Origin of the sequence: Streptomyces sp. N50, assembly GCF_033335955.1 — a bacterium.
GTDB lineage: Bacteria > Actinomycetota > Actinomycetes > Streptomycetales > Streptomycetaceae > Streptomyces.
In genome coordinates this window covers 19091-41112 of the sequence record NZ_CP137550.1, presented here as the reverse complement: position 1 = coordinate 41112, position 22022 = coordinate 19091, and the positions used below count along the sequence as shown (strand labels likewise).

The 22022-nt window shown below is 70.7% G+C and carries 19 protein-coding genes and 3 pseudogenes; 8 read left to right on the top strand and 14 right to left on the bottom strand.

The features are described 5' to 3' along the window. Window positions 1–180: 180 nt before the first annotated feature. Window positions 181–609, bottom strand: a complete 429-nt coding sequence (locus R2B38_RS44900; protein ID WP_318021978.1) for a hypothetical protein — start codon at window positions 607–609, stop codon at window positions 181–183. Beyond that, a complete protein-coding gene (locus tag R2B38_RS44895; protein ID WP_318021977.1) occupies window positions 606–1010 on the bottom strand; it encodes a hypothetical protein in 405 nt (134 codons plus the stop codon). Before R2B38_RS44895 ends, R2B38_RS44900 begins: the two co-directional genes overlap by 4 nt. 213 nt (window positions 1011–1223) lie before the next feature. Between R2B38_RS44895 and R2B38_RS44890 the strand changes: the two genes are divergently transcribed. After that, entirely contained in the window at window positions 1224–1841 is a 618-nt protein-coding gene (locus R2B38_RS44890; RefSeq protein WP_318021976.1) for a hypothetical protein, read from the top strand. Window positions 1842–1894: 53 nt separating this feature from the next. Here the strand turns inward: R2B38_RS44890 and R2B38_RS44885 are convergent. After that, window positions 1895–2667, bottom strand: a pseudogene (locus R2B38_RS44885) (transposase). Window positions 2668–2769: 102 nt separating this feature from the next. Continuing rightward, window positions 2770–3081: a transposase family protein gene (locus R2B38_RS44880; protein WP_411978616.1), complete on the bottom strand. Its 312-nt coding sequence runs from the start codon at window positions 3079–3081 to the stop codon at window positions 2770–2772. Window positions 3082–3455: 374 nt separating this feature from the next. On the opposite strand from R2B38_RS44880, the gene R2B38_RS44875 reads away from it, so the two are divergent. Continuing rightward, complete coding sequence (locus R2B38_RS44875) at window positions 3456–3818, top strand: BlaI/MecI/CopY family transcriptional regulator (protein WP_318021975.1); 363 nt, start codon at window positions 3456–3458, stop codon at window positions 3816–3818. Further along, the gene (locus R2B38_RS44870) at window positions 3815–4744 is read left to right on the top strand and encodes a M48 family metalloprotease (protein ID WP_318021974.1); all 930 of its coding nucleotides are present in this window, start codon (window positions 3815–3817) and stop codon (window positions 4742–4744) included. Before R2B38_RS44875 ends, R2B38_RS44870 begins: the two co-directional genes overlap by 4 nt. Before the next feature lie 120 nt (window positions 4745–4864). On the opposite strand, the gene R2B38_RS44865 is transcribed toward R2B38_RS44870, so the two are convergent. The 7 genes from R2B38_RS44865 to R2B38_RS44835 all read right to left on the bottom strand — a co-directional run bounded on the left by R2B38_RS44865 (window position 4865) and on the right by R2B38_RS44835 (window position 11832). Beyond that, window positions 4865–5014, bottom strand: coding sequence for a hypothetical protein (locus R2B38_RS44865; RefSeq protein WP_318021973.1), 150 nt, complete (start codon window positions 5012–5014; stop codon window positions 4865–4867). Between the two features lie 113 nt (window positions 5015–5127). Further along, a complete protein-coding gene (locus R2B38_RS44860) occupies window positions 5128–6006 on the bottom strand; it encodes an ABC transporter permease (RefSeq protein ID WP_318021972.1) in 879 nt (292 codons plus the stop codon). Between the two features lie 413 nt (window positions 6007–6419). After that, a complete protein-coding gene (locus R2B38_RS44855; protein ID WP_318021971.1) occupies window positions 6420–7148 on the bottom strand; it encodes a response regulator transcription factor in 729 nt (242 codons plus the stop codon). 47 nt (window positions 7149–7195) lie between these two features. Then, a complete protein-coding gene (locus tag R2B38_RS44850) occupies window positions 7196–9844 on the bottom strand; it encodes an FtsX-like permease family protein (RefSeq protein WP_318021970.1) in 2649 nt (882 codons plus the stop codon). After that, complete coding sequence (locus R2B38_RS44845; RefSeq protein ID WP_318021969.1) at window positions 9841–10503, bottom strand: ABC transporter ATP-binding protein; 663 nt, start codon at window positions 10501–10503, stop codon at window positions 9841–9843. The genes R2B38_RS44850 and R2B38_RS44845 overlap by 4 nt, the downstream gene beginning before the upstream one ends. Then, complete coding sequence (locus R2B38_RS44840; RefSeq protein ID WP_411978646.1) at window positions 10490–11197, bottom strand: ABC transporter ATP-binding protein; 708 nt, start codon at window positions 11195–11197, stop codon at window positions 10490–10492. Before R2B38_RS44840 ends, R2B38_RS44845 begins: the two co-directional genes overlap by 14 nt. 5 nt (window positions 11198–11202) lie before the next feature. Next, the gene (locus tag R2B38_RS44835; protein ID WP_318021968.1) at window positions 11203–11832 is read right to left on the bottom strand and encodes a hypothetical protein; all 630 of its coding nucleotides are present in this window, start codon (window positions 11830–11832) and stop codon (window positions 11203–11205) included. A gap of 156 nt (window positions 11833–11988) precedes the next feature. On the opposite strand from R2B38_RS44835, the gene R2B38_RS44830 reads away from it, so the two are divergent. Together R2B38_RS44830 and R2B38_RS44825 are read left to right on the top strand one after the other, a co-directional pair. Further along, entirely contained in the window at window positions 11989–13299 is a 1311-nt protein-coding gene (locus R2B38_RS44830) for a HAMP domain-containing sensor histidine kinase (RefSeq protein WP_318021967.1), read from the top strand. Between the two features lie 461 nt (window positions 13300–13760). Next, a pseudogene (locus tag R2B38_RS44825) lies at window positions 13761–14159 on the top strand (GtrA family protein); the annotation flags it as partial. A 47-nt stretch (window positions 14160–14206) separates the two neighbouring features. Here R2B38_RS44825 and R2B38_RS44820 read toward each other — a convergent pair. Continuing rightward, window positions 14207–15295, bottom strand: coding sequence for a GNAT family N-acetyltransferase (locus tag R2B38_RS44820; RefSeq protein WP_318021966.1), 1089 nt, complete (start codon window positions 15293–15295; stop codon window positions 14207–14209). Between the two features lie 426 nt (window positions 15296–15721). Continuing rightward, entirely contained in the window at window positions 15722–17233 is a 1512-nt protein-coding gene (locus R2B38_RS44815; RefSeq protein ID WP_411978615.1) for a hypothetical protein, read from the bottom strand. 82 nt (window positions 17234–17315) lie between these two features. Between R2B38_RS44815 and R2B38_RS44810 the strand changes: the two genes are divergently transcribed. After that, window positions 17316–17753, top strand: coding sequence for a hypothetical protein (locus R2B38_RS44810; protein WP_318021965.1), 438 nt, complete (start codon window positions 17316–17318; stop codon window positions 17751–17753). 445 nt (window positions 17754–18198) lie between these two features. Continuing rightward, on the top strand, window positions 18199–19968 hold the full coding sequence (locus R2B38_RS44805; protein WP_318023057.1) for a phosphatidylglycerol lysyltransferase domain-containing protein: 1770 nt from the start codon (window positions 18199–18201) through the stop codon (window positions 19966–19968). A 150-nt stretch (window positions 19969–20118) separates the two neighbouring features. On the opposite strand, the gene R2B38_RS44800 is transcribed toward R2B38_RS44805, so the two are convergent. Next, a complete protein-coding gene (locus R2B38_RS44800) occupies window positions 20119–21186 on the bottom strand; it encodes a sodium-dependent transporter (RefSeq protein ID WP_318021964.1) in 1068 nt (355 codons plus the stop codon). A 262-nt stretch (window positions 21187–21448) separates the two neighbouring features. On the opposite strand from R2B38_RS44800, the pseudogene R2B38_RS44795 reads away from it, so the two are divergent. Next, window positions 21449–21917, top strand: a pseudogene (locus R2B38_RS44795) (hypothetical protein); the annotation flags it as partial. Window positions 21918–22022 lie beyond the last annotated feature (105 nt).

Sequence of the window (22022 nt, the reverse complement as noted above, 5' to 3'; positions counted from 1 at the left end):
GCGCTCGCATAACGATCGATATCTTTTGGGAGTTACGCAGGTGTCTCTTCCGAGGATTCCGGTAGGCGTCTGGACCGCCATCGTCGGCGGCCCCAGGCTGCGGCCCGCGATACGTCCGCAGCGGCCAAGCCCGTTACCGGGACGATCCCCTTCCCGTACGTTCGATCCCGCCCACGCGGGTCACGCTGCTGGGGAATCCCGCTCAGGTGTCTGGAGATCGCGAAGGAACCACGGCCAGGCGTCTTTGAGGTAGAGGCCGAACGGTATCCACCAGATCAGGTCGTTGGTCGAGACGAGGACGATCGAGTCCACCGGCCACTTTCCCGTGACGATCAGCCAGAGCAGGCCGGCGGGGCCGAGGACCTTGCCCGTCATCCCGACCGCCGCGATGAGCCAGCCGCGGGTCGGAACGCGGGCCACCTCCAGATACAGGATTCCGTACAGTCCCAGGACCATGCCCAGCGTCGCGAAGATCTGCGGGGTGTTCGATGCGGCCATGCCGGTGAGGTGGAAAAACCACTGCGGGTTGTACACGGCGTAGCAGCCCCATGCGATGTTGTATATCCCCGCCGCGACGAAGGTCGTCCGGTGCAGCCGTACGGACTTCACTCGGCGGCCCCGCTCCACGCCGGCCCGGGCCGGCGTGCGCCGACCCCGGGCGCCTGCCACGGCCATCGCGCCGGTGGGCGCGGAAACCCGATGACGGCGTACGCGTCGCGTGTCGCGGAGGCGAAGGTACCCACAGCGAGTGCCGACAGGCCCAGTCGCAACCACAACGGCACCGGCGCCCAGTCGATGGCCAGCCTGCTGGGCAGGTGCCGCCAGTGCAGGATCACCCCCGCGTGCAGTTTCAGTTCCGGTTGCAGGCCGGGCAGGTGCGCCGGCAGTCGGCCGCGGATCTCGTGAAAGCGGCGCAGCCCATCAGGGAGCGCCGGCCGCCCGTCCCTGAGGAGGCTCTCCTCACTGAGCAGTTGCTCGTCCACACCGTGCACGCCGACCACCCGCGCCATGCCACACCCCCTGCGGAGACACGATATGAGTGTGCCCGGCAGCGTAGGCGGAACTAAGGGCAACTGGACCAGTTAAGGGACCTGCTCGTAGGCGACGGTGGCGGTTGGGCATGTCTAAGGGCTCTCCCGCAATGATCTTTTGGCCGGAGGTTGTGAGGTGTTGCCTCAACGGCATCGGGCTTGATGCCCTCGCGCGCCGGGTATCCCAGGCGCATGCAGGCATGGGGAGAGGCCTTGTGGGCGGGGCTCCGGTGGGAGAGTTTCCTGCGGGGCGTGGTGAAGCGGGCGCTGGCGGGAGATGAGACGCAACCGTGGTGGATGCCGAGGCGCCTGCTGACCGTGGTGTCGGCCGATGTCGACGACACGGCCGGTGTCGGGGCGATCTGGATCCTGTGGCGTCCGAAGTCATCGCGGATACGTGAGCACATCGCGCTTCTGGAGTGGTTCGGCGAGCAGTGGCGGTATGCGGGGGGCGGCAGCGGATCCGGAGACGATCCTGTCGACGTCGATGTGCTCGACGTTAGCGACGGAGGGGGCGTGCTCAGTCTCACCCGCAGTCTTGACCCTCCGCGCTCCATCATCGCGGCCCCATGGATCGGTTGCGTCAAAGTGTGCCTCGGGCGGGATGTGAGGCACGTTCTCATTGGTGTCCGCCGGATCGAGGTTCCCGAGCAGCGCAGTCTCATCGCTGTTTGGACGTCTCCCCAGATCAGCCGCGGAGTTCGTCCCGTGATCGTGGCTCTGGGACGCGACGGCGCCGAGCTCTCCCGCGTTGGCCCCCATGACAGCCTGGACACTCATACCTGGGCGCGACTGAGACAGGAGTTATAGCCGGCCTGCTTCCTGGTCTCTGTCGTATTGGCTGTCCTGCTGTTGCCTGCCGGTCACCCGGCGAGGGTGAGGTTGTGGAGGCGAGCGATTCTGAGCGTGGTGTGGTGGATGCCGGCGTCTTTGAGACGGCAGTCTCGAAGGATCTTCCAGGTCTTCATGCGGGCGAAGGTGTGCTCGACCCGTGCGCGGACCTTGCGGTGGGAGGAGTTGTGTTCCTCTTTCCAGGCCGGGAGGTCGCTCTGACCTGGTTCCCGTCGGTGCGGGATGATCAGGCCGGTGCGTCGGTAGCCACCGTCGGTTATCACGGTGGTACGGCCGACAGTTGCTTTGGCGCCGGACAGTTCCCAAGCCTTGCAGTCGTTGCGGTTGCCGGGAACTGGCCTGCCGACGATGACCACGAGACAGGTGTCGGCGTCGATGACGACCTGATGGTTGGTGGAGTACCGAATAGTTCTTCGACTGCTCGGCGACCGTGTGATCACGGGTGGGGGTCAGGGTGCCGTCCACGATCAGCACGGTTTCTTTGCGGAACCGTTTGCGTTGTCGCAGGGCGAGTAGCGGCCCGAGACGATCGACGATCCGGGCGGCAGCAGACTTGGACACCCCGAACAGCGGGGCGAGCCTGCGCAGTGTCAGGTTCGTCCGCCAGTACGCGGTGACCAGCAGAACCCGGTCCTGCAGGGGCAGGCTCCACGGCCTGCCCCTGCAGGTCGGGGCCACCCCTTCGCGGCGTAGCGCGGTGACCAACTTGCCGAACTGCTGTGGGCTCAATCCACTGAACGGGGGCTATCCAAGACGGCTCCGACGCCGTGATCACACCAGCCACGGCAAGATCATGGCACCCGACCAGCGGTTACGGGACAGCACTTAAAGCGCGTTGCAGAAGACCGTGAGATTGCAGGTCAGGGCCCACCTGCGGCTGTGCTGATCACGCGGTCAGGGCGAGGTTGTGCATGTGGGCGACGGCCTGGACTGCGTGGTGGAGGCCGTCGCCGTGCTGTCGGCAGTCGCGGAGGATCTTGTACTGCTTCAGACGGCCGATCGCGTGCTCGACTCGCGCGCGGACCCGGCGATGCTCTTTGTTGTCGGCTTCCTCGCCCGCCAGCAAGGGCCGGCCGGGGCGTTTGCGGTGCGGGACGACCAGGCCGGTGTTGATGTAGGCGCCGTCGCCGAGGACGGTGACACCCTGTAGGGGCGGCGCCGCCACCGAACTCGTCACGTCCAGGAGGGTGATGGTCATCGTGAGAGCTGCGCCGCCCGCCGTCCAGCGAGCGATCCCCCTGCGCTGAGGCCGCCCGCGCCGTCGTGGCGCGGGTCTGTGAGCCGTCATCGTTCAGACCTCTTCGATGACCCACCACGTCGAGTGCGTCGCGATCCTTGAACCGGTGGCCATGGTGACGGTGAGATCTCGTGGATCCGCCGCAACCGGCGACTGCGTGTGCCTTCCTTGCTCCAGCAACGGGCTGTGCCCGGATGCGTCGAGGATGGCGGGGCGGATCCGTTGGCCCGCATCGCCCGACACGCGTCCCATCCATGGGCGGCGCCAGGTACCGACTACAATTTTGTAGACGGTCTGCTGAACGGCAGACGTTGACGGAGGTGAGGTTGGTCCCCATGACCGACGAGAGGCGGCCGGCCGGTGAGCTCGCAGCCGCCGTCATGGCTGTGCTGTTGACCGCCGGTGCCCCGCTCACGCCGGGGCGGGTGCAGACCGGGCTCGGCTTCGGACTGGCCCGCACGACGGTGACGACGATATTGACCCGCCTGCATGAGAAGGGCGTCGTCAGCCGTGAACGGCAGGGACGGGGATACGCCTACTTTCCCGTGCAGGACGCTCCCGGTCTGACCGCCCGGCGCATGCACACCGTTCTCGACCGGGACGCTGACCGGGAGACGGTCCTAGCCCGTTTCGTCGCCCAGCTCAACCCCGGCGACGAGGAGTTCCTGCGCCGGCTTCTGGAGGGTGACGAGCGATGACGGCTCTGCTGTTCGTACCGTTGGTCCTGCCCTTCCTCGCGCCGAGGCTGGCCCGCCGAACCTTCGACCGTCTGGCTCCCGCCACCGCGCTGCGGGTTCTTACGGTCTCGGCCCTGGCGCTGGCGGGGGCCTGCGTCGCCGCTCTCGGGGCCCTGGTTCTGACGGGACTGCTGAAGTTCCCCGCTTTCGCCGCTCTCGGCGAACTCGTTCACCCCCTGAGCACCCCCTCGGACTACCTCGTCCTTCCCGCCGCCGCGGCGGCCACCGGGGTGCTCACCCTCGGCGCATGGACCCTTGTGCGCTCGGCCTTCCTTCAGGCTCGTGCCTTCCGTACCGCTCGAACGCAGGCTGACCGCCGCCCTGCCGCCGGCGACCTGTGCGTCGTCGATTCGCCATATCCGGACGCGTACGCCTTGCCCGGAAGGCCCCACCGGATCGTCGTCACCACCGCGATGCTGCGCAGCCTGGGATCCGCCGAACGCGAAGCCCTCTTCGCCCATGAACGCGCCCACAACCGGGCCGGCCACCACTACTTCCTGGCCGCCGCCGAACTTTCCGCCCACTGTCACCCCGCGTTGCGCCCCGTCCGCGACACCATTCGGCTCGCTGCCGAGCGGGCCGCCGACGAGGCCGCTGCCGGCGCCATCGGCGACCGGCGCCTGATCGCCACGGCCATCGCCCGCGCCGCTCTGGCCAGCCACGCCGCGCGGTCCGCCCGCCCGGACTTCGCGCCTGCGGCGACGACCGGCCCGGTTCCGCAGCGCGTCACCGCACTCCTCGAATCCTCCGAGGGACGCTCACGCCCCACGCGCTGGACCGCGTTCCTCCTCGTGGCCTGTACGGTCCTGTCTGTCGCTGCCGGAACAACCGGCGTCGTCGCCTTTCACCACCAGGTGGAGATCGCCCAGGGCGAGGAGGGCCCATGACCGGTTCGGCCCGGCGACCGACCGGCGCGCTCCTTCTCGTGCCACGCACTTCACCTTGTGGCACTTGAGCTTCTCCCGATACGGCGGGCAGGTCGTCGGTGTCCACCTGCCCGCCGCCGTTCACGCGGGTGTTGCCGTGAGGGGTCGGGTGGCCGCGAGGGCGGTGCCGTAGCGGCGCAGCAGCAGGGTGGCGGTGGCGGCGAGGCCGATGAGCTGGCCGAGTTCGACCTGGTCGCGGGCGCTCAGCCACGCCACGACCCTGACTGCCATGATCGCTGGGTCCGTCTCGGCGCCGGCCTCTCCTGCTCCGTACACACCGTTGCCGCTGTGCGCGTGGCGCGGCCGACTGGGCCAGTCGCCCCCTGCGCCGTTAGAGGCGCCTCTCACGGCGCTTGCGTCCGGCCCGGCTGCTCGGGTCTGGTCCGTCGCCGAGGAGTGAGCCACGGGATCCGCAAGGGACGTGGGTCGGGTGCTTTCTCATGGCGCGGTAGATCGGTGATGCGGGCGCGTGCGATCAGCTCCAAGGTGGTGGCGACGGCGACCGCTTGAACGGCCATCAGAGCGACGAGAACGAACAACTGCACCGCGCCTGCGGTGACGGGATCGGCTCCGCCGAGCAGCATGCCGACGAACGCGCCGGGCAGTGTGACCAGCCCGACCGTTCGGGTCTGGTCGAGCCCCGGGACGAGCGCCTCCGAAGCGGCCGAACGGGCGATCTCCACCCTGGCGTCGCGATCGATCATGCCCAGTGCGAGCGCGGCTTCGACCTCGCCGTGACGCAGCCTCAGCACTGCCAGACTCTGCCGTCCGGCCAGGACCGTGGCCGTCATCGCGCCGCCGATCAGGATGCCGGTGACCGGGATCATCGTGATGCCGGTCACCGGCACGAGGCCGGTGGACAGCAGCAGCGAGACAGTGGGTACGACGCCGGCTGCGATGGGCACGGCCGTCCACCACCACGTGCTGTCGGAGGTGATGCGGCGGCCGGCCGTACGCACGGCGACGGTGAACATCAGCGCCAGGAACACGGGCAGTCCGGTGGGGGAGTGGGCGACCCAGCCGATGGCCACGGAGACCAGCACGAGCTGGACGGCCGCGCGCAGGCCGGCGGTCACTATCTCCCTGGCCCGGCTGGTGCCCTGATCGGGCGTCAGCTTGGTGAGGGCGGCCACGGCGACGGCGGCGGCGAGAAGGACGGCCAGGACCCAGGCGAGAGTCGGGTTGACCGGGAGCAAGGCGGCCGAGGCTGTCAGCAATGGCATCACCGTGGAAGGGTCCGGCTCTGGCTGCGACCGTGCTCGGGCTGAGTCGGTTGCACGGGAGGGCTGGTCGGAGGGTGATGTTCCGACCCTCGTCTTGGGGCGTTGTGCAGTCCGGAAGCGTCTCTGACCCCGCGTCCTCCTGCCTGCACCTTGAAAGCGACATGACCGTCGTCACGCAAGCAACGGTGCCCACGAGCAACGGCACGACCACATGCAGTCTACAGATCTGTAGACGCTTGAAGAAGCCTGCCCTAACTCGCTATCCCCCCGGCTTACCGTCGAGCGGGCCGCCGATGGGGGCACCGCCACCGTCGGTCACGCCGAAGCCTCTCCCTGCCCGGACTTCGCACCTGCTCAGCCGCCCTGGGGGCGCAGTTGACGGGGACCCATGGTTGCTGCTCGACCGGGGGCCGTCAGAGTTCCAGGCGGTAGCCGTGCCCCCGCAGGGTGGTGATGCGGGGCAGGCTGCCGGCGTGGGCCGCGGTGTCGGCGGCCTCGGTGAGGTGGCGGCGCAGGCCGGCCATGGTGACGTCGAGGGTCTTGGTGGAGCCGAACCAGTTCTCGTCCCAGACCTCGGCCATCAGGGTCTCCCGGGAGACGGCCTCGCCCGGGTGCTGGGCGAGGACGGTGAGCAGGTCGAACTCCTTGGGGCGGAGCGGGACTTCCTCGTCGTGGAGGGTGCAGCGGCGGGCGGAGATGTCGAGGACGAGGTCGGCCAGGTGGACGGGTTCCGGTGGTGGCGCGGCGACGGTACGGCGGCGCAGGTGGGCGCGGAGGCGGGCGAGCAGCACGGAGAGGCTGAAGGGCTTGACGAGGTAGTCGTCGGCTCCGGCGTCCAGCCCGGCGATCACGTCGATGTCGTCGGTGCGGGCGGTGAGGACGATGATCAGCAGGTCGGGCCGGCGGGCGCGCAGGTCGCGGGCGACGTCGAGGCCGTCCATGTCGGGCAGGCCCAGGTCCAGGAGCAGGACGTCGTACGAGGACCTCGCGGCCTCGGTCAGGGCGGCGGAGCCGGTGCGGCTCCAGGTGGGTGCGTAGCCGTTGCCGCGCAGACCGGTGTGGAGGTGGCGGCCGATGGTGTCGTCGTCCTCGACGACCAGGACGCGCGGTCGGCTGCGGTCGGCGGTGGCGGGCATACGCATGGGCGACAGCCTAGAAGCGGGCGGCCCGCCGATCCGGTAGGGCACGGTCACAGGTCACGGAGTTCCTCGACGGCTGGGCGTCCGGCGCCGCGGATGCCGTTGAGGGCGGCGGCCAGTACGGCGGCCACGGCGGCGCCCGCGGTCAGGAGCAGGTAGCCGGAGGGCACGGACAGGCTCGCCGGGGGTGGGTCGAAGACGCCCGTGAGGACCTTCACCAGCATCTCGGACAGCGCCCAGCCGATGAGCGCGCCGCCCGCCAGTCCGCCGGAGGTCAGCAGCAGAGCCTCGGTGAGGACCATGCCGCGCAGCTGGCCGGGTTTCGCGCCGAGCACGGTGGCGATGGCGAAGGTGCGGCGGCGTTCGGCCAGGCCGAGGGCGAGGACGAGTCCACCCGCTCCGGCGGAGAGCAGTACGGCGAAGGCGAGTTCGATGCGGGTCAGGCCGGCCAGGTCGACGGAGGTGAGGCTGGTGCCCACCGCGCCGCGGGTCTGGGTGAGGTCGGTAACGGTGGCGCCGGTGCCGAGCTGCTTGCGCAGATGGGCGGAGATCTGCGCTTGGTGGCTGCCGCCGGTGTCGAGCAGGAACGCGCCGACCGCGTCGCTGCCGGTCGCCTTGGCGACGTAGGCGGCGTTGGCGACGAAGAAGCTGTCCTTGGGGGCGGTGGGGAACTCCTTGACGATTCCGGCGTAGTGGAAGGGAACGGTGCGCAGGGCTTTGGTGCGGGCGTCCTGGACGCGGAGGTTGACGGTGTCGCCGGGGGAGAGCTGGAAGTCGTGGACGGTCTCCACGCTGACGAGGAGGTTGTCGGGGCGTTGGGTGAGGCGCCGCATGAGCTGGTGGGCGGTGCCGCCGGAGAAGTAGGCGTCCTGGAGCGAGGTGGCCCGGGCGATGGTGTCGGGGCGGACACCGTAGAGGTCTTGGAGGTCGGAGCCGACGTAGGCGAAGCGGTGCTGGACGGGCTCGACGTGTCGTACGCCGGAGACCTTCAGCGTGCTCGCGGCGGCGGGCGGGACGTGGGCGCCAGGGGGGTCGGTGACGGTGACGTCGGCGCCGTTGGTCAGCCGGGCGTCGGCCTCGGCCTGCTGGTGGTAGGTGGCGTTGAAGACGGCGGTGGAGAGGGCGAAGGACACCGCGAGGGCGAGCAGCACCACGGAGCGGGCCAGCGGTCGGCGGCGCCGGGACAGTACGGCGGCCGTGGTGCCGGCGAGGGTGGCGGTCAGCGGGCGGGCGAGGCGGGCCAGGGCCGGGCGGCCGTGGGTGAGGGCGAGCAGGGTCAGGCGCCACAGCAGCAGGGCGGCGCCGATCCACAGCAGGGCCGGGCCGAGGAAGGCCCAGTAGGAGACGGAGAGCGTCGGCACGCCCTCGGGGGCGAGGACGAGGGCGTACTGGTTGCCGGAGGAGGCGCGGAACACCAGCCAGGAGCCGATGAGGAGCGCGAAGTCGAGGCCGTAGCGCAGCCACCACGGGGAGTGCGTGGCCCGTACGCCGGTCTCCTTGCGGGTGTCGGCGACGGTCACCGAGCGCAGGTCGCGCAGGGCGGGGACGAGGACGGCGCAGGCGGCCACGGCAGCGCCGAGGACGAAGGCTATGCCGTACCAGATGACCCAACTAGCCGCGCTGGCGCCGAAGGAGGCGGCGCCGAAGGCGAGACGCCCGGTCAGCGCCGCGATGCCCAGACCGGCCAGCCCTCCCACGCCGCCCACGAGGGCGGCTTCCAGGCCCGCGAGCGCGGTGATCTGACGGGGACGCAGCCCGCGCAGCCGCAGCAACCCCTGTTCCTGGCGGCGCCGTTGGCCGCCCGCCGAGGCGACCGCGGCGGTCAGCGCGGCGGCCAGTACGGCGCCGGGTACGCCGAGGAAGAGGAAGAGGATCTGGGCGTAGAGGGCGTCCTGACGGGCCGAGTCGAGGGCGGCGCCGAGGTTGTCGCCAACCAGGGCGCCGCCCGCCGTCTTGGCTTCGAGGTGGTGCGCGGCTCCGGTCACGGTGCTGAAGGCGGCGGCCGGGTCGGCGGGCAGGCCGGCGTCGCGGGCGACGTGGATCTGGGTGGTGAGGGAGGTGGCGCCGCGGGTGAGGGAGGTGAACCGGGCGGCGGGCAGGAGGATGACGTTGTCGGGGGGTGCGGTCGGCTGGGACTGGGTGGGGGCGCCGACCTTCTGGAACAGGGAGTCGGCCTGAGGCAGGTCGACCACGCCGTCCACGCGCACCGGGCGCGGTCCGGTACCCGGCAGTTGGATGGTGACGGTGTCGCCGGGGGCGGCGTGCAGGTTGGAGGCGGTCTGCTGGGCGAGCAGCACGCCGGTGGGCGAGCCGGCGAGAGTGCGGATCCCGTCGGGGAACAGGTGGCGGTAGCCGGATGGCAGGTCGAGGGCCAGGCCAGGGCCGGTGGTCTGGGTGCTGCCCTGCACCCGGGCGGTGAAGCCGTTGGTGCGGGCGTATCCGACCGGGAGGGCGGCCCGGGTGCCGGGGTCGCTGCGGACCTGCCGCAGAACGGAGTTGGGGTCCGCGCCCGGCTGCACCTCGACCTGCCAGTCCACGGCGACCGAGCGGACGGCGCGCTGGGTCATGGTCGCCTTCGAGGCGGTGAGGAAGGAACCGAGGGCGGCGACCAGGGCGACGGCGAGCGCGATGCCGGTCATGGCCGCCAGCAGCCGTCCGGCCCGATGGCGGGCGAGACTCCTTGCCCATGAGGTGATCATGGCGTGTCCTCCGGTGCGAGCAGCCGCCCGTCGCGCATGGCCCGCCGGACGGTGAGCCGGGCGGCGACGGCGGGGTCGTGGGTGGTGACGACGAGGGCGGCGCCCGTGCGGTCCGCCGCCGTCAGCAGGGCGTCCAGGGCGCGGGTGCCGGTGGCGTGGTCGAGGCGGCCGGTGGGCTCGTCGGCGAGGATCAGGCGTGGTTCCTGGGCGAGAACCCGGGCCACGGCGACCCGCTGGGCCTGGCCGCCGGAGATCTCCTCGGGCAGCCGCTCGGCGAGGTCGGTCGCCCCGACCAGACCAAGGGCCTCGGAGACCGGACGACGCGTCTGTGCCTCCGACCGGCCGGCGAGGACGAGGGGAAGCGCGGTGTTCTCCGCGACGTCCAGGGCGGGGACGAGGCTGTCGGCCTGGAACACCAGCCCGATGTCGGCGTTCCCGTCGAGGCCGGGCCAGGAGACGGCGCCGCTGGTGGGCCGTTCGAGCCCGGCCAGCAGATGCAGCAGGGAGGATTTGCCCGACCCGGACGGGCCTACGATCGCCAGCCGGTCGCCGGGCTGGATGCTCAGGTCGGTCCCGTGGACGGCCACCACCGCCGTCGGGCCGCGTCCGAAGGTCAGTGCCGCGGCTTGGCAGGCGACGAGTACCTCAGTGCCGGACATCGCTCGCCTCCCGCGTTTCCCGGGCCTGCCCGTCCTCCAGGGCGATCACCCGGTCGGCGATCCGGACGGCCTCCGCGCTGTGGGTGACGATCAGGACCGCACAGCCGTCCGCGGCCCGCTCCCGGACCATCCGCAGCACCAACTGCTCGGTGCCGCCGTCGAGTTCACCGGTCGGCTCGTCGGCCAGCAGCACGGCCGGGGAGTTCGCCAGGGCCACGGCTAGCCCTGCGCGCGCCAGTTCACCGCCGGACAGCTGCCGAGGCAGGGCGCGGGTCCGCCGGCCCAGCCCCACCTGCTCCAGCAGCGCCTCGGCGGAGACGGAGGGACGGCCGCGCACGGCCCGCTGGGCCAGGCGGATGTTGTCCCGCACAGTTAGGTGCGGCAGCAGGTTGCGGCTCTGGAGCAGGACGCCGATGTGGCGGGCGCGCAGCCGGGCCCGCTCGGTCTCCGGCCGGTGGCTGATGCGGACACCGTCCACATGGACGTCGCCGCCGGAGGGTTCGTCGAGTCCGGCCAGGCACGCCAGCAGGGTGGACTTGCCCGCTCCCGAGGGGCCGACGACGGCGACCGTCTCGCCGCGCCGCACCGTCAGCGACACCCCGCGCAGGGCCAGGGTCTCCTCCTCGCCCGCACGGTAGAAGCGGTACAGCTCGCGGGCGGTGAGCGCGTCGTCGTCGTACGACCGGGCGGGCACGATGCTCACCGCCACGCGAAGGAGTCGCTGACGATTCGCCACGGGTCGACGTTGTCGGCGTTGACCGGCCCGGACAACGTCAGGTCCACCTCATGCCCCTGCCGGTAGAAGGCGTACCGCTCGAACGCGTCCCGCACCACCTTGCCGGTGACCGGGTCCTTGGCGGAGTCGCCCCGGTAGGTCAGCCGGACGACGCGACCGGCGTGCCGGGTCACCTCGGTCGTCTTCGGCTCCGCGAACTTCGTTACCTGCGCCTTGAGTTGGGGCACGACGGTGTTCGTGACGGAGTCGACCGTGGGCGCGGCGGAGGCGGTGGCCGTGGTGACGCGGACGGTGTTCAGCTTGTCCGTGAACACGGTCGTGGTGCCCTGTCCGGTGCGGGCCCAGCCCTCAGGCACCTTGACCGTGAAGCTGGTGAAGCCGCCGGCGGGCCGGTAGGTCACGTACACCTGGTTGTCGGGGATGTCGCCGGGCGGATTCGACTCGGTGGGCGCGGGGGTCGCCCGGGCGTTGCCCGCACCGGCCGGGGTGGCGGACGTGGCGGATCCCGAGTGCGAGCCGGAGCCCGAACAGCCGGTGATCACCGCCGCGACCAGGGCCAGTCCTACGGCGGCGGATGTGCGTACAGGTGCCATGGCCACTGTCCTCCCGGAGAGCCTGCGACCGGGGATCGGTCATGGCACCGACGCTAGGAGGCGGCCGGTTAACGCCCGGCACGCCGAGGGTTAGACGACGGCAAAAGCGCGTGGCGCATCGCCTCCGGACAGGCCGGCGGCCCGCAGGATGAGGGCATGAGACAGCGTGTGGTGCGAGTCGCCCTCACCGCCGCCCTGGTCGCCGTGGTCCTCCTCGCCGTCCCGCTGGCCCTGGCCATCAGGTCATCCCTGTACGCCGACCAGCGCGACACCCTGGAGCGCGCGGCCCTGTCGGGTGCCGTGCGGGTCAGCCCGGACTACACGACCGGCGATCCCGTCGAACTGCCCGCGCCGCCGGCCGGAGGACACCTCGGCCTGTACGACACCCACCTGCGCCTGCGGGCGGGCAGCGGCCCCAGGACCGGTGACGCGGCGGTGCGCCGAGCCCTCGGCGCGACAGTGGTGCGCGGGCACTCGGGCGGTGACCTCACCGTCACCGTGCCGGTCTCGCACGCCGAGCAGGTCATCGGCGTCGTCCGCGCCTCCTCGCCCACCGACGCCGTACGCGCCCGCGTCCTCGCCGTGTGGGCCGTCCTCGCCTGCGCCTGCGCCCTCGCCCTGACCGTGGCGGTCCTGGTCGCCCGCCGTCAGGCGCGGGTGCTGGCCGCCCCGTTGGAGGACCTCTCCCGCCACAGCCGGGCCGTCACCGCCGGCGACCTGAGCGCACGCGCCACGCCCAGCGGCGTCGCCGAGATCGACCAGGTCGCCCGCACCCACAACGAGATGCTGCACAGCCTCACCGAACTCCTGCGCCACGAACGGGACTTCACCAACAACGCCTCCCACCAGCTGCGCACCCCCCTGACCGGACTGCAGCTCACCCTGGAGGCGGGCCTCGCCCAGGACGACGACGCCCTGCTGCGCCCCGCCTTGGAGGAGGCGCTGGCCACCACCCGCCGCCTGCACGGCACGGTGGAGGAGGTGCTGCGGCTGTCCCGATCTCCTGGCCTGCCCGGCACTCGGGCCCCGTCCGTGCCGGTCGCACGGCTGCTGAGGGAGACCGATAACCACTGGCACGGGCTGTTCGCCCGCGACGGCAGGCGGCTGCTGTGCACGACGGGTGACACACCGGACGACGCCCGCGTCCCCGGTGCCCCGGTCGCCGAGATCCTCGGCATCCTGCTGGACAACGCGCGCGTGCACGGCCGTGGCACCGTCCACCTCACGGTCCGGGACCTCGGTGACGCCCTCGCCTTCGACGTCGCCGACGAGGGCGGGATCGGGACGACCCGGCCCTTCGAGCGCGGACACACCGGTGACGGGGAAGGAGAGGGCATCGGTCTCGCCCTGGCCCGGGACCTCACCGTCGCCCTCGGCGGCAGACTTTCGCTGATCTGCCGCCGCCCCACCACCTTCACTGTGCTGGTGCCCGTCCGCCAGGACGAGGCAGGGGACGGCAGCGGCTGAGGACGCCGGTACGACCGGGCGGCGTATCCGGCCAGCCCCCTCGGTAGCCGCGGCTGACAGCAAGTCAGTCGTGGCGAGCCGACGCGACGACGGCGTTCAGGTGTGCGAGGTGGAAGTCGAGACGCTTAGCCCGTTGGCAGCTCGCCGCGAAGGAGGAGCGATGGAGCTGTGGTGCCTGTGGGGCGCGGTGAACGGCCGATGCTCGGCCCGGCACTTGGTCGCTGTCCTCGGACGCTGTCCGCACCCTCACGCTCGAAAACGGTGGCCTCCTCGAACCACACCGGTCGGGCACGCGGGTGCGACATCACCGTCCCGCGCAGACCTCCGCGATACGGTTCCGCGGAAGATCACGCCAAGGGAGGAGGCTCGGCACCCCACCCTTGAGGGCGACCGTGCGAAGCCCGAATCTCTGGAGGACTGTGCGTCCGGTGAACACAGCGGATGAGGCAGACACGAAGCGCATGGAGCATTCCGCGCTGCTTCGGGAGGTCGTCAGGTTCGGTGCCGTCGGTGGGCTGGGCGTCGGGGTGAATCTCGCCGTGTTCAACCTCAGCCGAGCGGTCACGTCGATGCCCGTGGTGCGACGCAGTGTCATCGCGACCAGCGTGGCGATGGTCTTCAACTACCTGGGTTTCCGGTATTTCGCCTATCGGCACCGGGACCCGCGGGGCCGTGCCGTGGAGTTCGGTCTCTTCTGTCTCTTCAGCGTTGTCGGCCTGGTCATCGAGAACGGGGTGCTGTACGTCGCGACGTACGACTTCGGCTGGGACTCGGCGCTTGAGAGCAACCTCTTCAAGATCGCGGGGATCGCGTGCGCGACCCTCTTCCGCTTCTGGTCCTACCGCACCTGGGTGTTCCGGGTGCAACGCTGAGGGCGTCTTCGTCGGGCGCATTCGGCGTCGCACGTCTAATACCGGTCCAGCCGGTGCGCGTACGGGGTCGGCAGCGACGGTGCGCCGCCTCCGGGGAACCAAGCCATGCAAAGGTCCCGGTACCGTTCGGGGATCGACACGCCGTGCGCGTATGCGTCATCGGTCGACCAGTGACCAAGGAGCAGTCGAATGAGCGCCTTGTCATCGGGGAGCAGGTCGCCGCGTCGCAACGCGTCGGACGCTGCGTCGTACACCTTGTCCGACTGCTGACCGGCGGCCCTGCGCCGCAGCTCGGGTTCGAGCGACCGCAACAGACCCGGCCGGTTCAGGATGGCGGCCATCATCCCGCCGCTCGGCGGAAACCTCTGCTGGTAGGTGCAGCCCATGTGGCGGGCCACTCGGCCTACGAGGCTGTCGGCCGGATCCCGCACCCAGAAATCACTCAGGCGCACCTGCCAGCAGAGCCGGGAGACGGCCGTGAGCAGCAGGCGTGCTCCTGCGGCATCCTCGGCCACCAGTTCGTCCACGGCCAGCGAACCCAGGGGATCTCCGAAGGCTCGCCCCTCCAGCACGGCATAGCCGACAGCAGTGCCACCGGTCTGCAGGATCAAGGTCTGCGACCCCGGCTTCCACGTGGTCGAGGGAACGAGCCGGTTCCAGCCGGTATGCCGTTCATGGGTCCAGGGCCGCTGGGCGTGTGCGTTGTTGTACAGACGGATCATCGCCGGAAGATCGGCCGACGAGCCGTTACGGACGCCCGGGGCAGCCGCACCCGGATCGCGTCCTGCTGCGCGTTCGACGTTGCGTATGGGGATGACCAGGTGGCCTTCGGAGACAGCATTGACGAATCCGAAATTCTCGTACACTCCCTCGATGCCGTCGGACACGAAGGCGACGTCCACCCGCTGCGCCATGCCGGCGAGCGACTGACGCAGGAGTCGGCTCATGTACCCCTGGCGTCGGAACTCCAGCTGGGTCTCCACGCCACCGATGCCTTCTGCGGCCACGGCCACTGCACCAAATCGCTGCCGGAAGGACAGTGCCTCCAACTCGGCGACCGGTTCGCCTCCATCAGTCCGCAGTCGGCAGTAGCGCACTCGCAGACTGCGCACTTCCGGATCCACGACTTCGGTGTAGTCGACCCTTGGCCCATGCTCCGACACGGAAGTTCCTCAGCCTTCTGACAGCACCGCGGTGCCGCCATTTCAGGTGAACATCAGCAGGTTCTTCACCTGCCCCCTGCTGCTGAAACCCGTCAACAAACGCTGTCACCAACAGCGAACGAGGCCACCTGCGCCGACCACGCCACAGCCACGGAACCTTCCGGCGCACCAGGGCGCCCAGCACCACCGGCCCTGGGATCAGCGGGAGCCAGGCGGTGATCAGCCGGTGACCGAGTACGACCGTCGCGGTGGCCGTGCGGGTCGGCGCCCCCGTCGCGACGAGGGCCGGAGTGAGTGCGGCGTCAAGCGAGCCGAGGGCGCCGGGCGTAGACAGCGACACGACGACGCTACTCGCCGCCAGGTACGCCGGGGCCCGGAGCAGGGCGGTCAGGCGCCGCGATCTTGTCGTGCGGTGGGGGCGATGTAGGCGTACACGGCACCGTCCAGCCGGACGAGCCTCCAGCCGCGGGCGTAGGACGGCGGACGGGCCGCGCCGGTGGTGAGGACGGCGACCGGCATCCGCTGGGCCGCCTGGGCGATAGCCGCGGCGTCGGTGTTGGCGTTGGGGCCGTTGGTACTGGCGGAGCCGCACCCGGCGTAGAAGGCGATCGGGAGGGACGACGGCCCGGTGAGCAGACACGGTGGGCGTACACCCACCCGGCGCAGCGCGGTGGCGGTGCGTTCCCAGCCCTTGTGGCCGGCCGTGGTGCGCTGAACGGTGTGTGCCAACACCGCGTACTGCACCGCCAGATGCCCGGCCAGACCCATCGCCACCAGCGTCACGGCGACCGGCCGCCAGGCCCGGCCCGGCGCGGTGACCAGCCAGGCGAGCGCGTCGGCGACCGGGATGGCCAGCAGCGCGTAGGTGGGCAGCAGGAAACGGGGCGCGGCGTAGCCGATGAGGAACAGATACGGGATCGCCGCCGTCACCGCGCAGGCCAACGGCAGCGCGGTGGACGGCGTACGCCGGCGCCGCACGGCCACGGCCAGCCCGATGGCCGCCAGCACCGGCAGAGCGAACCACCAGGCCGTCACCACGGGGTTCGGCATCGCGCCGGTGCACGGGCGGCACAGCGAACGCCCGCCCAGGCCGCGCAGTTGGTCACCGATGGCGATGTGCCAGCCCAGACCGCCCTGGATGTCGGATCCCTCGGACAGCCGCTGACTCAGCCCACCGAAGCGGACGTACGCCTCGATCACCCATTCGGCCGCCCCGGCCACCAGGCCACACAGCAGAGCGATGAGCAGCCGCGCGTGCCGCCACCGGTGAAGAACCACCAGGACGAAGAGCAGTGGCAAGGTCACCCACACCGCGTCCGTGGGCCGCATCCACGCCATCAGCAGGGCACTTGCCCCCAGCCCCCACACCGGACCACGTCGGGTGCGATCGGTCTGGGTCTGAAGGAAGCAGCCGACGCCTGCCAGGGCGCCGACCGCCACCCAGTAGTTGGGCATGGCCTGGGGACCGTAGAAGACGGTCACCCACAGGCTCGCGAACAGGGCGCCGCCCAGTGCGAGTACCCGGACCGGGAACAGGCCGCGCCAGGCGCGCAGCGCCAGGAACAGCCCGAGACCCGCCAGGAGTGCCAGGTAGACCCGCAGGAGCGGGGTGGACGACGACCATCCGGCGACCGGGGCCACCAGCAGCGAGATGCCGCGGGCGCGCGGGGCGCTGAAGAACGATGCCGGGGCGTGGGAGCTGACCTGGCTGACGTACACCGACTCGTCCCAGCCCAGCCCCATCCCCGGTCGTACGACCATCAGCTGGGCCAGAACGAAGACGCCCGCCACCGCCGCCAGCCACCACTGGCCCTTGCGGCCCCGTCCCGCGGCCGGGCCGAGCGGCGACTCCTGGCCGCCGATGCGGTCGAGGGTCACGGTGTGCACGGGTCTGGTCATCGTCCGTCCCTCGCCCCTGACGGTGTGTAGGCTGGCCATTACCCTACAGGCTGTAGGGTCACCTGCAGGAGCTGGGCCAAACATGGTCAAACTAGCTCGCACGCACCCGGAGCGCATTGCGGAGGTCGACGAGGTTCGGCCGCTCCAGGGACGGATCGTGCTGCGGCTGTCCCTGGTCGGAATCGTCGCCGACAAGGCCACCCTGATACTTCAGGCCCGCGACGGTGGCCAGGCCGAGATGCGGCTGCCCGCCGACGGTTACGGCGGCCGGTTCCAGGTACGGATTCCGCTGGACGCCCTCGCCACCGCGTGCACCGCACGGGATTGGATCTGGGACCTCTATCTGGACGCGGGGACGGAGGGAGAGCCGCTGCGGCTGGGCAGGCATCCGGACGGCATCAGCGGCGAGAAGAACGTCTTCCTCTGTCCGGCCCAGCGTGCGGCCGGGGTGCGGGTGCAGCTGTACTGCACGGTCTCGGACAACGTGTCGATCGCCTGCGCGCGGGAGGAGGAGCGGTGAGATCAGCCGCCGTGTCGGCTCCAGCGCCCCCGGCTCCGCCCGGTGTGACCTCCTTTCGGCGGACAGGACGGCTTGAGCGCGACTTCCTCGACGCACCGTGGGCCACCGGCAGGCCCTGGCACCGGTCGATATCCATCAGGGCGCGGCGGCGGTGTCTCCGTCGACCTGGTGGAGGCCGTCCTCCTTCGACTTCGCGAGCGGGGCCTAGTCCGGCCGCCGACGACGACCTCCGCGTCTGGGAACCGTACGATGCGCCGACGGACGAACAGCCCAGGTCATGCATCGGATCCGCGTACTCTCCCCCCTCCCCCACCGACCCGACCTCTCTTCCGTCCCCGTCCACGCCGGTTATCCCGGCCTCCCTCCGAGGTGAACCCCCACGGTGCCCGCACACCTTTCGCCCTCGAACCCCCGACAGCACACGCCCCCGGACCGCGTTCCCTCCCTGACCGCGCCGCCGCGCTCACACACACGGCTGCGTGGGGGCGCGGCGTCGGCCACGGTCTGGTACCTGCGGCTGCTCGCCGTGCTCAACCTGGCCGCGGTGGTCTCGCTGTCGTTCCGCGACGAGGTCCAGGAGCACAACGTCCCTGAGTACTTCACCCCGTATCTGGCCACCGCCGGGCTCATCTCGGCGGCGCTGGCGGTCTTCCTCGCCATGGTGATGCGGCGCCGCAAACGGGCCGCGTGGATCTTCAACCTGCTGCTGGCCGGCGGGCTGTTCGCGCTCTACACGCTGGCCATGACCCAGGAGGCGTACCGCGAGCACGTCACCAACTGGGGTTCTCTGCTGCTCACCGGCCTGTTCGTGGCCGCGCTGCTTGTCGGGCGCGGGGAGTTCACGGCCGTCGGGAACCGCTCCAACCCGAAGCTGGCCCTCGCCGCGGGAGCGGGTGGTCTCCTTGTGAGCGGCACGATCGGCACGCTGCTGGTCGCCGCCACCAACAAGCTGCCCGGCGCCACGTTGACCGACGAGATTGCCTACACCCTGCTGCGGGGTATCAGCGTCGGGCCGCTCGCCGACCGCGTCGACGCCGTGCACGCGCCGCGCTGGGTCGACGTCCTCATCAACATCTTGATCGCCGGGACCTTCCTGCTCGTCCTGTACGCCTGCTTCCGTGCCCCGCGCGGTCGCGCCCTGCTGGGCGAGGACGACGAACAGCGGCTGCGTGACCTGCTGGCCCGGCACGGCGAGCGGGACTCCCTCGGCTACTTCGCCCTGCGCCGCGACAAGGCCGTCATCTTCTCGCCCAGCGGCAAGGCGGCTGTCACCTACCGGGTGGTCGGCGGCGTCAGCCTGGCCTCCGGCGACCCCATCGGCGATCCCGAGGCATGGCCCGGTGCCATCGACGCCTGGCTGGAAGAGGCCCGTCGGCACGCCTGGACCCCGGCGGTGATGGGCGCGAGCGAGGAGGCAGGCACCATCTACGCCCGGCATGGGCTCGATGCCCTGGAGCTGGGCGACGAGGCCATCGTGGAGATCGCCGACTTCACTCTCGAAGGACGTGCCATGCGGGGGGTGCGGCAGGCGCACAACCGGGTGCGTCGGGCCGGATACACGGTGCGCATCAGGCGCCACGAGGACATCACGGACGACGAGATGGCGCTGCTGATCGACAAGGCCGACCACTGGCGCGACGGACCGACCGAACGCGGCTTCTCCATGGCGCTGGGAAGGCTCGGCGACCCCGGCGACGGCCGCTGCGTGATGCTGGAATGCCGCGACGCCGACGGCCAACCGCGCGCCCTGCTCAGCTTCGTCCCCTGGGGCGAGCACAGCCTCTCCCTGGACCTGATGCGCCGCGAACGCGCCTGCGAGAACGGCCTGATGGAGTTCATGGTCGTTGAACTGCTGCTGCGGGCAAAGGAGTTGGGCGTAGGGCGGGTGTCGCTGAACTTCGCCATGTTCCGCTCGGTCTTCGAACGCGGTGCGCGCCTCGGCGCGGGCCCGGTACTGCGGCTGTGGCGCTCGATGCTCACCTTCTTCTCCCGCTGGTGGCAGATCGAGTCGCTCTACCGCGCCAACGCCAAGTACCGACCCGTGTGGGAGCCCCGCTTCCTGCTGTTCGCCAAGAGCGGCGACATCCCCCGCATCGGCCTGGCCAGCGCCCGCGCCGAGGGATTCCTCACCCCGCCACCGCTGCCCGCCCTCCGGCGCCGCAGGCGTTCCTCCGCCTCCGGGGCGGAACCGGCCCCGGCAACCCAGAACTTGTAAGACGGGTCCTCAGCGGGCACGTCTCCCGGCGGCAAAGCCGGAGGGCACATCCCTGGGATCGGTCGACCGGCCCAGCTCCAGCTCCGGGACCGGTACAGGTGGTGATCTTCGCGTACGAGTACCAGCTGTGGACCTGTGGAGCGTGGCGCGCTAGGACACCGCGGGGGATGCGGGCCGCAGTCTGGCGACGACCCGGTTGGCGGCCGTCTTCTGCAGCAGTCCGTAGGCGAGCACTGGCAGCAGCAGGTGGGGCTTGTCGGGCAGTGAGGTCGTGATCAGTACCGCGCTCGCGCTGCTGTTGTTCATGCCGCAGGCCAGGGTCAGCGACGAGGCCACCGGGGCGTCCAGCCGCAGGACGCGGGCGGCCAGCCGGCCCAGCACGAAGGACAGCACGCACACCAGGGCGGCCACGGCGAGGGCGGCGGTGAACAGCAGCGGACGCGGGTGGGCCAGGAAGGAGCCGAGGGCGCCGCTGGCGTTGACGTAGGTCAGAACCAGCGAGCCGGCCAGGGCCGCGGGCACCACGGCCCGCAGCAGACGGGCCTGCCACGACGGCGGCAGCACGAGCGCGCACAGGAGACCTGCGGCGCAGGGCAGGACAACGGTGGCGAGGGTGAATCCGCTGTGGGCGGAGCCGCTCGTACTGGTGAGCGTCTTTGCGTAGCCGCCGCTGAGCAGCGGTGCCAGGGCCGCCAGCAGGAGTGGTGTGGTGAGGGGACTGAGCAGGGTGGAGGCGAGGACGAGTCCGACCATGGTCGGCTGGTCCCCCTCGCCCTTGCTGGTCCATACGGTGGCGCCGGCGGCCACGGGCATGGCCACGATCAGGATCATCGCGGTGAGCAGTCCACTACCGCCGTCAGAGTCGGGGGTGCCGCGCAGCAGGAAGGCGACGAACGGCACGACGAGCAGCGGAATCGCCAGATGCAGTGCGAGTCCGGCCAGCATGGCCTTGGGGCGCCGCAGCACGCGGCCGAGCGCGCGGACGGGTACCTGGAGCCCGGCCGAGAACAGCACCAGGGACAGCAGGAGCGAGGTGGTGTGCAGTGTCAGGTGGGCCGGTCCGCCGAGCGGCACGGCGTGCGGGCGGCGCAACCACAGGCCGACACCCGGCAGGAGCAGAGCAGCGACGTAGGAGACGAGGACGGCGCGGCCGAGCCGGCGGCGCAGCCAGTTCGTAGCACGGTCAACAGGTGAGTGGGAAACAGCGGGAGGGTTCACGGCGGCCTTCTTCCGTCACGAGGTCAGGAGCGGGACGGGACGCCGATATGCGCAGGTGGGACACGTGGATGTATATGAGGGCATCCTTCTCGGACGGTACGTGTGGGGCAGGTGATCAGCACGCGCAGTCAGGGTGCGTTCAGGTATCCACTGGCACGGTCGTGTCTCATGAGCTACGAACCGTCCCGAAACGCCGGAAGCCGTACGGAACGCCAACGCAGCGCCACGGCCAGCCAGTACACGCCCGCCCGGTAGGCACGGGATCAGCGTGGTCGGCACACTGATCAGTGACAACCTGACCGACAACATGGGCATCGCGCTGGAGACGACCACCACGGTGTTCGGGATCATCCTGGTCGTCGTGTTCGTCGTCTGGTACCGGCGGGAGCGGACTCTGTCGATCCACAGCATCGACACCACCAGCCGTGAGTCCTTCTACTGGCTGTCCGCGGTCCTGTTCGCCCCTCGCCATCGCCGCCGTGGGCATCGCCCACTTCACCCTCGGCCTGGACGCGGTGTGGAGCTTCTGGATCGCCTGCATCCTCACCCGCCCGCTGGGCGCCTCGATCGGCGACTACCTCTCCCGGCCGACCGGCGACGGCGGCCTCGGACTCGGCACCGTCGTCACGAGCGTCCTCTTCCTGGCGGTCATCCTCGGCATGGTGATGTACCTGACGGTGACCCGCAAGGACGCCATCGACCGCGAGCCCCTCGCGGGACAGGCGCCCTGAACAGCGCGGAGGCGTTCAGGAAGCGTTCAGGAATTGATCGACAGAGTCGGACACCACGGCCGTCCTCCGCGGCCGGACCATGCGTTGACAGGGCGCCTTTTTCCT

What these genes read in the sequence shown, in the direction of transcription:
- R2B38_RS44865 (WP_318021973.1), bottom strand. Translation starts at nt 5,014, where the DNA reads ATGGCAGTCAGGGTCGTGGCGTGGCTGAGCGCCCGCGACCAGGTCGAA.
- R2B38_RS44895 (WP_318021977.1), bottom strand. Translation starts at nt 1,010, where the DNA reads ATGGCGCGGGTGGTCGGCGTGCACGGTGTGGACGAGCAACTGCTCAGT.
- R2B38_RS44835 (WP_318021968.1), bottom strand. Translation starts at nt 11,832, where the DNA reads ATGGCACCTGTACGCACATCCGCCGCCGTAGGACTGGCCCTGGTCGCG.
- R2B38_RS44855 (WP_318021971.1), bottom strand. Translation starts at nt 7,148, where the DNA reads ATGCGTATGCCCGCCACCGCCGACCGCAGCCGACCGCGCGTCCTGGTC.
- R2B38_RS44845 (WP_318021969.1), bottom strand. Translation starts at nt 10,503, where the DNA reads ATGTCCGGCACTGAGGTACTCGTCGCCTGCCAAGCCGCGGCACTGACC.
- R2B38_RS44830 (WP_318021967.1), top strand. Translation starts at nt 11,989, where the DNA reads ATGAGACAGCGTGTGGTGCGAGTCGCCCTCACCGCCGCCCTGGTCGCC.
- R2B38_RS44890 (WP_318021976.1), top strand. Translation starts at nt 1,224, where the DNA reads ATGCAGGCATGGGGAGAGGCCTTGTGGGCGGGGCTCCGGTGGGAGAGT.
- R2B38_RS44810 (WP_318021965.1), top strand. Translation starts at nt 17,316, where the DNA reads ATGGTCAAACTAGCTCGCACGCACCCGGAGCGCATTGCGGAGGTCGAC.
- R2B38_RS44815 (WP_411978615.1), bottom strand. Translation starts at nt 17,233, where the DNA reads ATGACCAGACCCGTGCACACCGTGACCCTCGACCGCATCGGCGGCCAG.
- R2B38_RS44860 (WP_318021972.1), bottom strand. Translation starts at nt 6,006, where the DNA reads ATGCCATTGCTGACAGCCTCGGCCGCCTTGCTCCCGGTCAACCCGACT.
- R2B38_RS44850 (WP_318021970.1), bottom strand. Translation starts at nt 9,844, where the DNA reads ATGATCACCTCATGGGCAAGGAGTCTCGCCCGCCATCGGGCCGGACGG.
- R2B38_RS44875 (WP_318021975.1), top strand. Translation starts at nt 3,456, where the DNA reads ATGACCGACGAGAGGCGGCCGGCCGGTGAGCTCGCAGCCGCCGTCATG.
- R2B38_RS44880 (WP_411978616.1), bottom strand. Translation starts at nt 3,081, where the DNA reads ATGACCATCACCCTCCTGGACGTGACGAGTTCGGTGGCGGCGCCGCCC.
- R2B38_RS44870 (WP_318021974.1), top strand. Translation starts at nt 3,815, where the DNA reads ATGACGGCTCTGCTGTTCGTACCGTTGGTCCTGCCCTTCCTCGCGCCG.